The organism is Sphingomonas sp. JUb134 (assembly GCF_004341505.2).
GTDB lineage: Bacteria > Pseudomonadota > Alphaproteobacteria > Sphingomonadales > Sphingomonadaceae > Sphingomonas.
In genome coordinates, this window is record NZ_SLYP02000001.1 from 591,022 (window position 1) to 606,373 (window position 15,352).

The 15,352-nt window shown below is 66.2% G+C and carries 14 protein-coding genes and 2 pseudogenes; 7 read left to right on the forward strand and 9 right to left on the reverse strand.

Going from position 1 to position 15,352, the window contains the following annotated elements; translation table 11 throughout:
• Window positions 1–113 precede the first annotated feature (113 nt).
• The 5 genes from EDF69_RS02660 to EDF69_RS02680 form a co-directional block, all read right to left on the reverse strand.
• Complete coding sequence (locus EDF69_RS02660; protein WP_132882993.1) at window positions 114–788, reverse strand: phytanoyl-CoA dioxygenase family protein; 675 nt, start codon at window positions 786–788, stop codon at window positions 114–116.
• Between the two features lie 17 nt (window positions 789–805).
• On the reverse strand, window positions 806–1,741 hold the full coding sequence (locus tag EDF69_RS02665) for an electron transfer flavoprotein subunit alpha/FixB family protein (protein WP_132882994.1): 936 nt from the start codon (window positions 1,739–1,741) through the stop codon (window positions 806–808).
• Window positions 1,738–2,487: an electron transfer flavoprotein subunit beta/FixA family protein gene (locus EDF69_RS02670; RefSeq protein WP_204991293.1), complete on the reverse strand. Its 750-nt coding sequence runs from the start codon at window positions 2,485–2,487 to the stop codon at window positions 1,738–1,740. Before EDF69_RS02670 ends, EDF69_RS02665 begins: the two co-directional genes overlap by 4 nt.
• A gap of 372 nt (window positions 2,488–2,859) precedes the next feature.
• Window positions 2,860–4,062, reverse strand: a complete 1,203-nt coding sequence (gene sucC, locus EDF69_RS02675; protein ID WP_132884606.1) for an ADP-forming succinate--CoA ligase subunit beta — start codon at window positions 4,060–4,062, stop codon at window positions 2,860–2,862.
• A 123-nt stretch (window positions 4,063–4,185) separates the two neighbouring features.
• A complete protein-coding gene (locus EDF69_RS02680) occupies window positions 4,186–4,500 on the reverse strand; it encodes a hypothetical protein (RefSeq protein ID WP_132884607.1) in 315 nt (104 codons plus the stop codon).
• Window positions 4,501–4,522: 22 nt separating this feature from the next.
• Between EDF69_RS02680 and EDF69_RS02685 the strand changes: the two genes are divergently transcribed.
• On the forward strand, window positions 4,523–5,056 hold the full coding sequence (locus tag EDF69_RS02685) for a sterol desaturase family protein (RefSeq protein WP_132884611.1): 534 nt from the start codon (window positions 4,523–4,525) through the stop codon (window positions 5,054–5,056).
• Window positions 5,053–5,451, forward strand: a complete 399-nt coding sequence (locus EDF69_RS02690) for a hypothetical protein (protein ID WP_132884608.1) — start codon at window positions 5,053–5,055, stop codon at window positions 5,449–5,451. Before EDF69_RS02685 ends, EDF69_RS02690 begins: the two co-directional genes overlap by 4 nt.
• Before the next feature lie 162 nt (window positions 5,452–5,613).
• On the opposite strand, the gene EDF69_RS02695 is transcribed toward EDF69_RS02690, so the two are convergent.
• Window positions 5,614–6,549 (reverse strand): ribose-phosphate pyrophosphokinase, encoded by a 936-nt coding sequence (locus EDF69_RS02695; RefSeq protein WP_129342674.1) that lies wholly within the window; start codon window positions 6,547–6,549, stop codon window positions 5,614–5,616.
• A gap of 168 nt (window positions 6,550–6,717) precedes the next feature.
• On the opposite strand from EDF69_RS02695, the gene EDF69_RS02700 reads away from it, so the two are divergent.
• The gene (locus tag EDF69_RS02700) at window positions 6,718–9,072 is read left to right on the forward strand and encodes a hypothetical protein (protein WP_132884609.1); all 2,355 of its coding nucleotides are present in this window, start codon (window positions 6,718–6,720) and stop codon (window positions 9,070–9,072) included.
• 161 nt (window positions 9,073–9,233) lie between these two features.
• Window positions 9,234–10,619 (forward strand): DUF7380 domain-containing protein, encoded by a 1,386-nt coding sequence (locus EDF69_RS02705; protein ID WP_132884610.1) that lies wholly within the window; start codon window positions 9,234–9,236, stop codon window positions 10,617–10,619.
• A 2-nt stretch (window positions 10,620–10,621) separates the two neighbouring features.
• Here EDF69_RS02705 and EDF69_RS02710 read toward each other — a convergent pair whose 3' ends face one another.
• Together EDF69_RS02710 and EDF69_RS02715 are read right to left on the reverse strand one after the other, a co-directional pair.
• Window positions 10,622–11,725, reverse strand: coding sequence for an IS630 family transposase (locus EDF69_RS02710; RefSeq protein ID WP_132884640.1), 1,104 nt, complete (start codon window positions 11,723–11,725; stop codon window positions 10,622–10,624).
• A gap of 78 nt (window positions 11,726–11,803) precedes the next feature.
• Window positions 11,804–12,241, reverse strand: a pseudogene (locus EDF69_RS02715) (IS5 family transposase); the annotation flags it as partial.
• 67 nt (window positions 12,242–12,308) lie between these two features.
• Here EDF69_RS02715 and EDF69_RS02720 point away from each other — a divergent pair.
• Entirely contained in the window at window positions 12,309–13,334 is a 1,026-nt protein-coding gene (locus EDF69_RS02720) for an IS110 family transposase (protein ID WP_132884636.1), read from the forward strand.
• Window positions 13,335–13,569: 235 nt separating this feature from the next.
• Here EDF69_RS02720 and EDF69_RS02725 read toward each other — a convergent pair.
• A pseudogene (locus tag EDF69_RS02725) lies at window positions 13,570–13,914 on the reverse strand (transposase); the annotation flags it as partial.
• 104 nt (window positions 13,915–14,018) lie between these two features.
• On the opposite strand from EDF69_RS02725, the gene EDF69_RS02730 reads away from it, so the two are divergent.
• Window positions 14,019–14,462 carry a DUF4209 domain-containing protein gene (locus EDF69_RS02730; RefSeq protein WP_132884549.1) on the forward strand — a complete coding sequence of 148 codons (444 nt, stop codon included), beginning with the start codon at window positions 14,019–14,021 and terminating at the stop codon, window positions 14,460–14,462.
• A gap of 240 nt (window positions 14,463–14,702) precedes the next feature.
• Entirely contained in the window at window positions 14,703–15,335 is a 633-nt protein-coding gene (locus EDF69_RS02735) for a hypothetical protein (protein ID WP_239555260.1), read from the forward strand.
• The last annotated feature ends 17 nt before the right edge of the window (window positions 15,336–15,352 follow it).

The window sequence follows — 15,352 nt, forward strand, 5'->3', positions numbered from 1 at the left end:
TGCGGAGACTAGGGCATGATCGGGCTTGCCTGAAAAGGGGGGCGGCAGCGCTGCTGAACCGTGCCCCGCCTCCGCGCATGCCGGGTGATTGGCGGTGAGCCTTCGTGCCGGCGCTAGAGCCCGAGCCAGCGCAGGCCGCCGGGGAGGGGCGCTGCGGCATAGTCGACCTGGAGCACGCGGCGGCGCGAGCCGTTACCGGCGGCGGAGGCGTGGAGGATCGGAGCGGCATAGCGCCACACGTCCCCCCGCTCGGCGAGGCAGGGGGCGGTGCCGCACTGGGTGACCACCGCCTCGATGCGATCCTCGGCGATGCGGCCCCACCGGTGCGAGCCGGGTGCGACCAGAAGGGGCGCATTGTCGGCCGGGACCGGATCAAGGTGGATGCGCAACGTGATCATCGATTCGAGCAAGGCGAAGGGCGGGGTGACGTGCTGGAGTCCGGACTTGGCCGTCCACGGCCCGAAGCCGGGAACGTCGATCCGCTTCTGGATCACGATCGTGCGGTCCTGATGCCAGCCAAGCGCCCAGTTGGTGGCCGCAGTCTTGTCGAACAGCAGCGCGCGGACCGGACGCGTCCCCGCGCCGAGTGTCTGCGCGGCGAGTGCACCGATGGGAAGGTTGGGGCTCAGCAACGCGGCAAGCGATGGGATGCCGTGGAGGCGGATGCCGGCCTGCTCGTCGGGCAATCCCGCAAGCGCAGCTTCAAGGGCGGGGAGGAGGGAGGCCGCGGCGCCGGCATGAAGCTCGGCGCCGTCGGCAGCGAAGCTAAGGGCGGGATCACCGGCCATGTTCCCGCCCCTGTGGCTTACAGCTTTTCGGTCAATTCGGGTACGATCTGGAAAAGGTCTCCGACCAGGCCGACGTCGGCGACCTGGAAGATGGGGGCGTCCTCGTCCTTGTTGATGGCGATGATGGTCTTCGAATCCTTCATGCCGGCCAAGTGCTGGATGGCGCCCGAGATGCCGACCGCGACGTACACGTCCGGGGCGACGATCTTGCCGGTCTGGCCGACCTGATAGTCGTTGGGTGCGAAGCCCGCGTCGACGGCGGCGCGGCTGGCGCCGATTGCGGCGCCGAGCTTGTCGGCGAGCGGCTCGATGAGCGCGTGGAACTGCTCTTCCGAACCGAGCGCACGGCCGCCGGAGACGATCACCGCGGCGCTGGTGAGCTCGGGACGCGCCGACTCCTGGGTCTCGGCACCGACGAAGCGCGACCTGCCCTGGTCGCCGGCTGCGGTGACGGGTTCGACCGAGGCGTTGCCGCCCTCGGTCGCGGCTTTCTCGAAGCCGGTCGCGCGTACGGTGATGACCTTCTTGGCATCGCTCGACTGGACGGTGGCGACCGCGTTGCCGGCGTAGATCGGGCGCGTGAAGGTGTCGGGGGTCTCGACCGAGACGATGTCGCTGATCTGCATCACGTCGAGCAGCGCGGCGACGCGCGGCGCGACGTTCTTGCCGATCGAGGTGGCGTTGGCGAGAAAGGCGTCGTGGTCGGCCATCAGCGGCACCACCAGCGCGGCGACATTCTCGGCCAGCATGTTGGCGTATGCCGGATCGTTCGCCAGCAGCACCTTCGTGACGCCCGCGACCTTGGCTACGGCGTCGGCGGCCTGCGCGGCGGCATCGTCGCTGCCGGCGACCAGCGCGACCACGTCACCCAGCTTGGCGGCGGCGGTGAGGGTGGCGAGCGTCGCGTCCTTCACGCGGCCGTCGAGCTGTTCGACCAGTACCAGCACGCTCATGCGATCACTCCCAGGCTCTTGATCTTGTCGACCAGCGCGTCGACGCTGTCGACCTTGATGCCGGCGGCGCGCTTGGCGGGTTCCTCGACCTTGAGGATCGTGATGCGCGGGGTGAGGTCGACGCCGTAATCGGTCGGCGTCTTCTGCGCCAAGGGCTTCGATTTCGCCTTCATGATGTTAGGCAGCGACGCATAGCGCGGCTCGTTCAGGCGCAGGTCGGTGGTGACGATCGCGGGCAGCGGCAGCGCCACCGTCTCCAGGCCGCCGTCGACTTCGCGCGTCACGTTGGCGGTGTCGCCCTCGACCTCGACCTTGGACGCGAACGTGCCCTGGCCCCAGCCGAGCAGGGCGGCGAGCATCTGGCCGGTCTGGTTGTTGTCGTCGTCGATCGCCTGCTTGCCGAGAATCACGAGCTGCGGCTGCTCTTCCTCGACCACCTTGGCGAGGAGCTTGGCGACGCCGAGCGGCTCGGGACGCACGTCCGCGGTGATGAGGATGGCGCGGTCGGCGCCCATCGCAAGCGCGGTGCGCAGCGTGTCCTGCGCCTTGGGCTCGCCGATCGAGACCACCACGACCTCGGTCGCGACGCCCTTTTCCTTGAGGCGGATCGCCTCTTCGACGGCGATCTCGTCGAACGGGTTCATGCTCATCTTGACGTTGGCGAGATCGACGCCCGACCCGTCCGCCTTCACCCGCGGCTTCACATTATAGTCAAGCACCCGCTTGACCGGCACCAACAGCTTCATGTGCTTTCTCTCCGTGAACGGAAATGCCGGGGACCCTATAGCAAGGGGCCCGCCGCGGCCATGGTTCGAGGCGGCGCCCCGATGCCTGGCCGGGGCGGGCCCCGAGAGGTTTGTTCGTCCGCGCCGGGCGGAACCAGTATCCCCGCGCAGGCGGGGATCCAGAGTTCGGTAGAGCAACCACTGGAGGCTCTTGGAACCCTGGGCTCCCGCTTTCGCGGGAGCACTAAAGGGAGCGAGAGGGGCGTGGTGCCCCATTCTGGCCGTTCCCAACTGGGCCCCGGCCTTCGCCAGGGTACAGTCACTTGGGGCGACCGGGGTCCCTCAGGTCAACAAGGTTCGGTGCCCCCGCGCTAAGCGGGAGCGCCTAATGGATCAGGCAGCGACCTTCTTCACCTCTGCCACGATCTTCTTGGCGGCGTCGCCCAGGTCGTTGGCGGGGACGATGGCGAGGCCGGAGTTGGCGAGGATTTCCTTGCCCTTCTCGACGTTGGTGCCTTCGAGGCGGACGACGAGCGGAACCTGCAGGTTCACTTCCTTCGCCGCCGCGACGATGCCGTCCGCGATGATGTCGCAGCGCATGATGCCGCCGAAGATGTTGACCAGGATACCCTTCACCGACGGATCGGACAGGATGATCTTGAACGCGGCCGTCACCTTCTCCTTGTTGGCGCCGCCGCCGACGTCGAGGAAGTTGGCCGGGAACATGCCGTTGAGCTTGATGATGTCCATCGTGGCCATCGCCAGGCCCGCGCCGTTCACCATGCAGCCGATGTCGCCGTCGAGCTTGATGTAGGCGAGGTCGTACTTCGACGCCTCGAGCTCCATCGGATCCTCTTCGGTCTCGTCGCGCAGCTCGGCGATGTCCTTGTGGCGGAACATCGCGTTCGAATCGAAGCCGACCTTGGCGTCGAGCACCAGGATGTTGCCCTGCTCGGTGAGTGCGAGCGGGTTGATCTCGATCTGCGAGGCGTCGGTCGTCTCGAACGCCTCGTAGAGCGCGGCTGCGACTTTGGCGGCCTGCTTGGCCTGGTCGCCGCTCAGCTCGAGCGCGGCTGCGACCGAACGGCCGTGGTGCGGCATGAAGCCGGTCGCGGGATCGACGTCAAAGGTGTGGATCTTCTCGGGGGTCGAGTGGGCGACCTCCTCGATGTCCATGCCGCCCTCGGTCGAGACGACGAAGGCGATGCGGCCGGTCGCGCGGTCGACGAGCAGCGCCAGGTAGAATTCCTTGGCGATGTCGGCACCGTCGGTGATGTACAGGCGGTTGACCTGCTTGCCGGCGTCGCCGGTCTGGATCGTCACCAGCGTGTTGCCGAGCATGTCGGCCGCATGCGCGCGGACCTCGTCCAGGCTGAAGGCGAGGCGGACGCCGCCCTTCGCATCAGGGCCGAGTTCCTTGAACTTGCCCTTGCCGCGGCCACCGGCGTGGATCTGCGACTTGACGACATAGAGCGGCCCGGGGAGGCGGCCTGCGGCCTCGACGGCCTCGTCCACGGTGAAGGCGGCATAGCCGGCGGCGATCGGCGCGCCGAACTTCGCGAGGAGTTCCTTGGCCTGATATTCGTGAATGTTCATGGAGAAGTTCCTGCCTCGCATGGTTCGAGAAACGGAAAAATTCCGCCAGCCTTAAGCACAGCGCGTGCGGTAAATCCACCCCTGAACGCCGGTGATGCGATTGCGAAGCGATCGCAATAAAGATCAGCCCGCCAGGCCCGTCGCACAGAGCGCGGCGGAACTGGTTGTGACGCCCAGGATTTCCAGATCACCTAGGGCGCGAACCTCGCGCAGGAAGTCCGGCAGCGACCGGGCGTCGCGGGCGTGCGGCAGGTCGCCGAGGCGGCGGAGCTGGGCGAGGCTGAGGCGATCGACCATCCGCTCGGCCATGCAGGCGGAGACACGCGGCGACAGGCCGGCACGTTCCAAACCGGTGCGCACCCGCGCTTCGGGCAGGGCGCAGCCGGCGAGCGCCGCCGAGGCGGCGACCAGCGTCCATCCAAGTCTCGCACTCATCATGGTGCATCGCTATATCGCGGCCATGCACTGGGCAATCGGCATCGCGCTGTTCATCGGCACCGTGGCTGGCATGGAGCTGTTCGCCTATGCCGCGCACCGCTGGCTGATGCACGGGCCGGGCTGGTTCCTGCATGCGAGCCACCATCGCCCGCGCACCGGCGCGTTCGAGTGGAACGACCTCTATGCCGCGATCTTCGCGGTGCCGTCGTTCGTGCTGATCCTGGGCGGGGTGCAGCTGGGCTGGTGGCCGGGCTGGGCGTGGATCGGCGCGGGGATCGCCGCCTATGGCGCGATCTATTTCGGCTTCCACGACGTGATCGTGCACAAGCGGGTACCGCACCGCTACCTGCCGCGTTCGGCCTATATGAAGCGGATCATGCAGGCGCATCGGCTCCACCATGCGGTGGGCACCAAGGAGGGTACGGTGAGCTTCGGCTTCCTGTGGGCACCCAAGCCCGAGGCGCTGAAGGCGGAGCTGCGCCGGCGCGGCAATGCGGGGGCGCGCCAGCCGGGCGATCCGCGCGACGCGCCGCTGACCGAGGATACGCCCGCATGAGCATGGCCGACCGGCTCGGCCGCTTTGCGATGCTGGTGCTGAGCGGGCTTTCGACGCTGGCGCTGATCGGGGCGCTGGCGACGCTGTCGCGCGGGCCGACCTTGCCGCCGGGTTCCCTCGTGAGCCGGCCGGTGCCGCCCGACGGCATCCCGCCGGTCGATCCGCGGCAGGACAGCTTTGCCGGCGTGGAGCCGACGCCAATGGGCAAGGTGACGCCGGACGTCGCGCAGGCGATCGCGCAGCGCGAGTCGGCGGCGGCCGACAGCCGCATCGCCGACTCGCTGGAGACGCTGGCCTATGCGGTGCTGGCGCTGGCGGGCTTTGCCGCCGCGGGGCTGCTGGTGCTGCTGCGGATCACGACGCTGATGGCGCGGATCGCCGAGCGGGAGCGGTAGGCGGCCGCCGAGCGGATTTCCTGGCGGTACTCTGGCGAAGGCCGGGGCCCAGTTGGGAAGGTGGAAGCGAGGGGGCGAAACCCGACACCCGTTCCGCATCTGGGCCCCGGCCTTCGCCGGGGTACAGGAAGCGTCAACAGGGTTCGCGTCGAACTCGCCCGATCAGTTGAACAGGCTGGAGACTGAGGCTTCCTCGGCGATGCGGCGGATCGCTTCGGCGATCAGCGGGGCGATCGTCATGTGGCGGATCTTGGCGGCCCCGGCGATCAGATCGTGGTTGCCGATCGAGTCGGTGATGACGAGCTCGGTGAGCGCCGAATTCTCGACGCGCGAGACCGCGCCGCCCGACAGCACGCCATGCGTACAATAGGCGACCACGCCCTCGGCCCCCGCCGCCTTCAGCGCGCCGGCGGCGTTGCACAGCGTGCCGGCCGAGTCGACGATGTCGTCCACCAGCACGCAGAAGCGGCCGCGCACGTCGCCGATGATGTTCATGACTTCCGACTCGCCCGGCTTCTCGCGGCGCTTGTCGACGATGGCGAGGGGGGCGTTGCCCAGCCGCTTGGCGAGCGCGCGGGCGCGCACCACGCCGCCGACGTCGGGGGAGACGACCATCAGATTGTGCTCGCCATAGCGGGTGGCGACGTCCGCCGACATGACCGGCGCGGCAAACAGATTGTCGGTCGGGATGTCGAAGAAGCCCTGGATCTGCCCGGCGTGGAGATCGACCGACAGGACGCGGTCGGCACCCGCCACCGTCACCAGGTTCGCGACCAGCTTGGCCGAGATCGGCGTGCGCGGGCCGGGCTTCCGGTCCTGGCGCGCATAGCCGAAATAGGGGAGCACCGCCGTGATCCGCCGTGCCGACGCGCGGCGCAGCGCGTCAATCATGATCAGCAGTTCCATGAGGTTGTCGTTGGCGGGGTAGGAGGTCGACTGGAGGACGAACACGTCCTCGCCGCGGACATTCTCCAGCACCTCGACGAAGATCTCCTCGTCGGCGAAGCGGCGGACGCTCGCGCGGGTGAGGGGGATCTCCAGATAGCCTGCGATCGCCTGCGCGAGAGGAAGATTGGAGTTGCCCGCGAGGAGTTTCATGTCCGACTTTCGTTGCCCACCGATGCGGCCGTCCTTAGGCACCGTGACGGTTTAGTGAAAGAGGGATGCGGGCGCGAGGGGACCAATCTGGTGCCAGCCGTGCCCTAAAATCGACACCGGACGGCGGCACGGCAGCGGTGCCGAGGATCATCGGGAGTGGCGTTGCGCATGAGATTCCAGCGGTTCGGAGCGTTTCTGGCGGCGGCGGCGATGGTGCTGCCGGCCGCGGTGCAGGCCGAAAGCCAGCAGTTCGACCTGCCCGGCCCGGCCCTGCGCATGTCGGTGACCCGCGGCGGCGCGACCCTGCCGATCGCCAAGGTGCCGAGCATCGCCGCGGGCGACCGCATCCGGATCGCCGCCGAGCTGCCCGAGAGCCAGGGCGTGCGCTACCTGCTGGTCGCGGCCTTCCTGCGCGGCGCCACCAACCCGCCGCCCAAGCGCTGGTTCTCCAAGGCGGAAAGCTGGGAGCGCAAGAAGGGCAGCCTGGACCTGGAGGTGCCCAAGGGCGCGGAGCAGCTGGTGCTGTTCGTGGTGCCGGAGACGGGCGGCGGCTTCGACGCGGTGGTGGACACGGTGCAGCGCCAGCCCGGCGCCTTTGTGCGCGCCTCGATCGAGCTTGCCCAGGCCTCGCGCGACCGGGCGCGGCTGGACCTGTTCCTGGACGGAATCCAGGATGCCGAGCGCAACCGCCCGGCCGAAATCCCGGCCCGCACCGAGCAGCTGACCCGTGCGCTTTCCATCAAGGTGCGCGACGAGTGCCTGCAGCAGCCGATCGAGCAGCGCGCCGCCTGCATGGGGCAGAGCGAGAACACGCTGCTGCTGACCGACGGCACCCGCACTTCGCTGGCCGAGACGCTGGTGGGGGCGCCGACGGACCTCGCGCTCCAGATCGCCGCCACGCCCGAGGGCGGATATGGCTATTACAGCCCGTATATCGGCGTGGTGCGCGACGTGGCGCGGCTGTTCGGCGCGTTCCAGACGACGCGCTTCACCTATATCCCGGCGCTGGCGCAGCTCGACGGCGAGCGTGCCGGGCTGCTGCTCAACACCGCGCCCTCCTTTGCCAGCCCCAAGTCGGTGATGGTCGTCGGCCTGCCGCCGGTGCGCCCGGTCGATCCGCCGCTGCTGCGTGCCGGTGCCGACCAGGTGCTGTGCGCGCCGTCGGGCGAGCTGGTGCTGCCGGTGACGGGCGCGCCGCTGGTCTATGCGACCGACTATGCCCACGCCATGGCGCTGCGGGTAAAGGGCCCCAACGGCGCCACCGTGGACCTGCCGGCGCGCGCGGATGCGCTGCGCGGCGGCTATGTGGTCGCGGCCAATCTGCTGGCGGGGCAGAAGGAGCCGGTCGAGGCGCAGCTGCACGGCAACTGGGGCTTTGCGCCGATGGACGGGCCGAGCTTTCGCCTGCAGCCGCCGAAGGGCGGCTGGCGCATCGCGGGCGAAGGCGCGGGCGTGGTCGTCGGCCGCGACAATGCGCTGACGCTGGAGGGCGGTGCCGCCGCCTGCGTCTCCCGCCTGTCCCTGCGCGATGCGTCGGGGGCGGTGCAGGAGGTGGCGTGGAAGGCCGCGGGCGACGGCAGCATCGCCGCCACCCTGCCGCTCGCCAAGGCCAGGCCCGGCAAGATGACGCTGCTGGTCGAGCAGCAGGGCGTCGCCCAGCCGGAGAGCATCGCGATCGCGGCGCTGGCCGAGGCGAGCCGAATCGACCGCCTGCGCTTCCACGCCGGCGATGCCGAGGCGACGCTCTATGGCGCGCGGCTGGAGAAGGTGACGCGCCTGACCATCGGCGATGCGGTGTTCGAGCCCGCCGACCTTGGCCGCGAGGGCAAGGCCGACCGGCTGGTGCTGCGCGCGGCGGCCCCGGTGGCGGCGCCGGCGGCGGGCCAGCCGTTCCAGGCAAAGGCGGTGCTGGCGGATGGGCGCAGCCTGTCGATCGACGGCACGGTGGAGGCGCAGCGGCCGATGGCGGCGGTGGTGAGCCGCACCGTCGCGCGCGGCGCCGGCGAGGGGCTGGCGATCCGCATCGAGGGCGACACGGTGCTCCCCAACGACGCGCGGCTGACCTTTGCGCTGAAGGGGCAGGGCTCGACCCGCTTTGCCGGCACCGAGCGGGTGGAGGTCGCGACCGAGGACGGCCGCGCGACCACGCTGCTGCCCGTGAAGCTCCAGGACGCGACGATCGCGATCGCGAGCATCGCCCCGGCCGAGGCGCTGGGCGGCTCCGCCTATGGCCCGCTGCGCTATCGCGTGGTGCAGGGCGATGCGGCCGGCCCGTGGGCATCGCTCGGCACGCTGGTGCGGCTGCCGCGGATCGCGGGCGTGGCCTGCGCCGACGGGCAGGAGCGCTGCACCCTGACCGGCAGCGACCTGTTCCTGCTGGACGCCGTGGCGAGCGACCGCGGCTTCGCCCAGCCGGTGCGCGTGCCGGAAGGGTTCACCGGCACGAGCCTGGCGGTGCCCAAGGGCACGCCGCTGTACCTGCGCCTGCGGGATGACCGCGCGGCGGTGGGGAGTGTGGGGTGAGGGGGCGGGCTTAAGGGTGTGATCGACGGCTATGCGCCCCTTTTGGTCATAAGGGTGCACCTGGCGATCTCCTGAAAGCGCACAAGATCGCTCATGGGAATCGGAATGGGGACGATGACACTCCGTGGACTAGGGGCGGCTTCGAGTTTACAATTATTGAGATGGCTAATGACGGCACTAAGACTCAAGCTGAACTTAAGGTCATCTCGCTAGACGACCTCAAGGCGCTTGATGTAAACGCCTTACTCGCAGGAAATGAGGGCAGCGATCCCTTCGCTCTGACCAAGCCGCTACGCGAAGCGCGGGCAGATGCCGAGGAAGCGGGCGATGAAGCGCGGCGCAGAACTCTGAGCCTGCTCCATGATATTCTCGATATCCACTTGAGGGTGCATGACCGCGCCGAGCCGTTTGGGCCAATGTTCCAGGGGCCGGGAGGGCGTACCTGCACTGCGAGCGATTTTCGCGGCGAGCAAAGCACGATACTTGCCGAATTTGCGGCCACCGTCGATCATCCGGTGCTGAGGGCGCGTCTTGCAGACCTTGCCTGGTACAATGATCGCAAGCGCGGTGATGTTGGTAAGCTGGCGGTTGAGGCCTATTGCGAAATAATAAAGCGTCGGATTGCCGGTGAGCTGCATCGCACACATGGCGATGACACCCACCTTCTCGACATGGCCGACATCGCCACACGCATGATGAGTGTGGCAGCGCGAGTCCACAAGATCAGCGCCCTACCTTCCTCCATAATCGAACTTCTCGACACACTCTTTTGCGCGTGCGTTGAGGCGCACTCCTATGTTGCCTTCTGCCATGTCGCCGACATTGCACTGGGCTACGATATTTTCGGGTGGGAGAAGATACTGCAGGGTGCGGAAGCGATCGTCTCCGATACTGGAGATCGAGACTATCCGATGGCCGTTCAAGGCGTTTGGAAGCTCGCCGAGCGCGGCTATGCGAAGCTTGATGACAAGGGCAATCAGAAGCGCGCGCAGGATGCCATTGTCGAGCAAGATCTTAAAATGCGCTCTCAGGTCGCACAAGCCTCGGCTGAAGCGCATTGGGTGCGGGTGGCGATCGATAAGCTACGGCGGTTTGGCGGCAACAAGGAGCGCATTGCAGAGCTGCGGAAAGAGTTGCGCGAGCTTGAGGATGCCTCGCTCGATGACTTTGCCGGCATTCCATATCAGTCGGACATATCCGAGCTGGCAAGCGGCACTGTCGCGCTGTTCAAGACCCTCACTCTACCCGATATTCTGATGCAGTTCGCTTTGTTGAGCCGGCCCCAATCCAAGGAATCGCTCGAACGCGACGCAGACGAATCTTCCGAGAAATTTATAATGAGTTCGATGTTCGGAGGAAGTCACGCCGATCGCGAGGGCAAAGTCTATGCACAAACCGAGGCCAAGCCCGATGCTGATGCTGACAAGACCGACTGGTACAAGGCGCAATCGTTACTAGCTTGCGAGATACACCGTCAGCAGGTCGTCGGTGGCTTGATCGATCCCGCGCGACGATTTGTCATGAGTACCTTCCCGCTAGTCACCTGAATCTAAAGTTCGCCGCATAACGTACGGTCTGCGGCTTGGCAGAAGCGCTTTACGGAGGCGAGTATCTCGTCGGCGGACTTGGTCCATCGGTAGGGCTTCGGGTTCTCGTTGTGGCGCTCGATGAAGGCACGGATGTCCTGCTCGAGCTGATTGGTGGAGGTATGGACGCCGCGGCGCAGTTGCTTGCGGGTAAGTTCGGCAAACCAGCGCTCGACCTGGTTGATCCACGAAGCCGAAGTCGGCGTGAAATGCACATGATAGTGCGGCCTGCGGGCGAGCCAGGCCCGGACGAGCGCGGTTTTGTGGGTCGCGTAATTGTCCATGATGATGTGGACATCGAGATCGGGCGGCACCTGGGCGTCGATCTGCTTAAGGAAGTCCAGAAACTCGGCGGCGCGATGACGCTTGTAGCATTTGCCGATCACGAACCCCGAAGCGATGTCGAGCGCTGCGAACAGCGAGGTCGTGCCGTGACGGACGTAACTGTGAGTGCGCCGCTCGGGTACTCCTGGCATCATCGGCAGGACCGGCTGCTCTCGATCGAGCGCCTGGATCTGGCTCTTCTCGTCGACGCTGAGCACCAACGCGCGGTTAGGCGGGGAGAGATAGAGCCCGACAATGTCGCGGACCTTTTCCACGAACAGGGGATCGCTCGACAGCTTGAACGTCTCCGACCGATGCGGTTGCAGCCCAAAGGCCGACCAGATGCGCCGGATCGTCGTGTGGGAGAAGCCGGTCGCACCCGCCATCGAGCGTATCGACCAGTGGGTCGCGTCAGTTGGCGTGGAGCGGAGTGTGCGCTCGATCACGGCAGCAACCTGATCATCGTCGATCGTTCTCGGTCGTCCGGGCCGAGCCTCGTCCATCAGTCCCTCAACTCGGTCCTTCAGGAAGCGCCGTCGCCACTTACCGACTGTGTGCTCGTGCACGCCCAACTCAGCAGCGACAACCTTGCTCTGAATACCGTCCGCACAGCGAAGGATAATACGGCACCGCTCCGACATCGAGCGAGACACCCGCCGCCGGCGAACCTGCCGCTCCAGATAGTCCCGCTCCTCCGCCTCCAACACCAGAGGCATCGTCGGTCGGCCGCCCGCGTTCGCCATGCCAAGCTCCTCATCAGCGGAGCCAGCATACAATGCGACTTACTTCAGTTCCAGGTGACTAGGGTCAGGACTCGTTGATCACAGCCAGAAGATGACGGTGGCAGCGAGGGCGATTGCGGAGAAGAAGGCGGTGGGGCAGCGGTCGTAGCGGGTAGCGACCCGGCGCCAGTCCTTGAGGCGGCCGAACATGATCTCGATGCGGCTGCGACGCCGATAGCGGCGCTTGTCGTACCGGATCGGTTCGTTGCGCGACCTGCGGCCTGGGATGCAGGGTTGGATGCCTTTAGCCTGGAGGGCGTCCCTGAACCAGTCGGCGTCGTAGCCGCGATCACCAAGCAGCCACTGCGCCTTCGGCATGTCATCGAGTAGCGCTGCCGCGCCGGTGTAGTCGCTGACCTGGCCCGCGGTCATGAAGAAGCTCAAGGGGCGCCCGTTCGCATCGGCGATGGCGTGAAGCTTGGTGTTCATGCCGCCTTTGGTGCGGCCGATCAGGCGGCCAAGATCCCCTTTATGGATGGCTCGCCCCTTATCTGAACCGTTGTTGCTTCACGACAGCGGGTCGTTTGCGGAAGGAGCGAAGGTCATGGACATTTCTGTGCTCGGGATCGATCTTGGCAAGAACAGCTGCAGCGTGGTTGGGCTGGACGCAATTGGCAAGGTTGTCGTCCGCCGACGAATGCGGCGCGAGACAGTCATCACCTACGCGGCGACCTTGCCGGCCTGCGTTGTGGCGATGGAGGCCTGCTGCGGTGCGCATCACATGGGACGTGCCTTGGCGCGACAAGGCCATGCGGTACGATTGATGTCGCCGGAATACGTCCGCCCTTACGTCAAGGCGCAGAAAAACGATGATCGTGATGCCGAGGCGATCGCCGAGGCGGCGACACGGCCGACTATGCGGTTTGTCGAGCTAAAGACCGAGGAGCAACTCGACATGCAGACGCTCCATCGTATCCGTGACCAGCTTGTCGGAGACCGCACCTCCCTGATGAACCAGATCAGGAGCCTCCTCCTCGAACGCGGTTACATCGTCCCACAGGGGCGTGCAAAGCTTGCCCTTCGGCTGGGTGAGATGCTGGATGGTGACGAACCGGTACTCGGCTCCCGCATTCACCGGCTGGTGAGCGACATGCGCCTGCGCTGGAGCGCGCTCGACGAACGGATCGCAGATCTCGATGCCGAGTTCACCGATGCGGCTCGGGCGGATGAACGGACACGGCGATTGCTGACCATTCCCGGCATCGGTGCGCTTAATGCCACTGCGCTGGTGGCAGCGATCGGGGATGCCCGGACCTTCGGGCGCGGGCGCGACCTTGCCGCATGGCTGGGCTTGGTGCCGCGGCAGGCAACGACCGGAGGCAAGCCGCGGTTGCTCGGTATCACCAAACGTGGGAGCCGTTACCTGCGCAAGAACCTGATCCAAGGTGCGCGTGCGTCCCTGCCGGTCATGAGCAAGAGCGATACGCGACTTGGCGCCTGGCTGCGCGGTCTCCTCTCACGTTCTCATCACAACACCGTCGTGGTGGCATTGGCCGCCAAGATGGCGCGTATCGTGTGGGCGCTGCTGCGACACGAGCGCACCTACGATCCGGTTGCACAAGCAGCCTGAACAAGCTCGGCCGGCGCGCCTTGCGCCAGCTAAATGATGTCTGCGGGAGGTGAGTGAAAGATGGCCTGACAGTCGACCGGTGTCCCGGAACCCTATGGCTAAAAATGGCACTCGATGCCGGCCCCTTTATGAGGACCAGGACGCGCGGATCTCCATCTTGGCCAACAACCTCGTGTTGGAAGGCCGGATACGTTTTCGCAGACTGCTCAGAACATCAGACACAAACCGCTTGCCGACGGGGCGAGCCATACGTTTTAACCCGCAGGCTCGATGCCGTGCGGTGAGCCTTCAGGTAGGTTGCGTCGATCATGACCGTCTGCGGCTCGGCGCCGGCTGCAGCCAGACCTTCCATCATTCGCGTGAACACACCGGCCTCGCCCCAACGCTTCCACCGATTGTACAGCGTCTTGTGCGGGCCGTACTCGCCGGGTGCATCTCGCCAGCGCAGCCCGTTGCGATTGACGAATACGATGCCACTCAGCACCCGCCGATCGTCTACCCTCGGCCTCCCGTGGCTCTTGGGAAAGAACGGCCGCAGCCGCTCCATCTGCTCGTTCGTCAGCCAAAACAGGTCACTCATCCCGGTCTCCTTGCGGAGCCTGAATCAGATCGCGACGCTCACATCAATGGGTCCTGACCCTAGAGCAGCGGCATTTCCTACCGATCGTCTATAACAGCCCGTTCGTGGAAAACGGCTATCACCACACATTCTCGCTTGGCTTCGCGCGGATGTTCGAAGGCGATTTTATATCCGCGGCGAATATCCTCATTCCCCAGCTTGAAAACGCCATTCGCTATGTCCTGAAGAATGCCAATGTGCATAGCGCAAAGATGATGTCTGACCTCACGCAGGACGATCGATCCTTGAGCGGTCTCCTCGTCCACATGCGCAAAGAGATGGAGGGCGTTTTTGGCGTGGATCTCGTTCACGAGATCGACTTGCTGTTTAACTACCGCCCCGGTCCTGCCCTTCGCCACGAAGCTGCGCATGGCAAACTCACGGATGGTTTGAGCTTTAGCGCGGATGCAATCTATGCGTGCTGGCTAATCTATCAAATGACGGTCGCCCCGCTCGTGCCCTATTGGAAAGAGCACATCGCACCGCAAATTGAGCAGTATGCATTTTAGGCGGAGACTACCGATCTCGGTGCTTCGACCAAGATAGGTAAGGCCTGACAGACTGCTTACGCCGCTGTGACTTCAGGAGCAGACCGTCGGCAAACGGCCCAATCATAGCCGCCCGCGCTCACCACCTGACACCCTCCGCCGCCTTCGCGCGTTCAGCATTGCTTCAATGCCGGTAGGGAACGGCACCGGGTGCCGGTGCGATGGGTCGCTGCCGGCGGAACGGGTTGGAGAAGGATGCGCATGGGATCGCCACGACGACCGATCGATGTTGCCAGCCGGGACCGGGCGGGCCTGCGGCCGGGGCTTGCCGCGCTTGGGGCTGCGGTGGGGCTGCTCGCCGGGGTGCCGGCCGTCGCGGGCGACTATGCGACGCGCGAGGTGGGGGCCTGGACGGTGGCGGCGAGCCGGGACGGCAAGGGCTGCTTCCTGACGCGCGAATATGATCGCGCCGGGCGGACGACACTGCTGCTGGGGCTGGAGGTCGACGGCACCAACCACCTGACGGTGCTCAACGCCAACTGGTCGATCAAGCCGAAGGACCGGCTGGAACTCACCTTCCGCCTCGCCAAGGCGAGCTTTCCCAAGCATTTCGCGGTGGGCATGGCCTCTGGCGGGAAGCAGGGGTTCGTCACCGATTTCGGCGCGAAGTTCCCGGCGCACTTCGCCGCTTCCCCCACGCTGCAGATCTTTCGCGGGAACGTGCCCGTCGAGCGGCTGAGCCTGGATGGAAGCGGCGCCGCGGTCGCCGAACTGCGCCGCTGCGTCGAGGGCCAGCGCGGCAAGCCCGCGGGCGGTGCGCGCGAAAAGGAACCGTCCAACGGGATCCCGATCGACCCCTTCTCGGCAGGAGCCGGACGCAAGGGCAAAAACTAGCCGCGATCTTGGTTGTG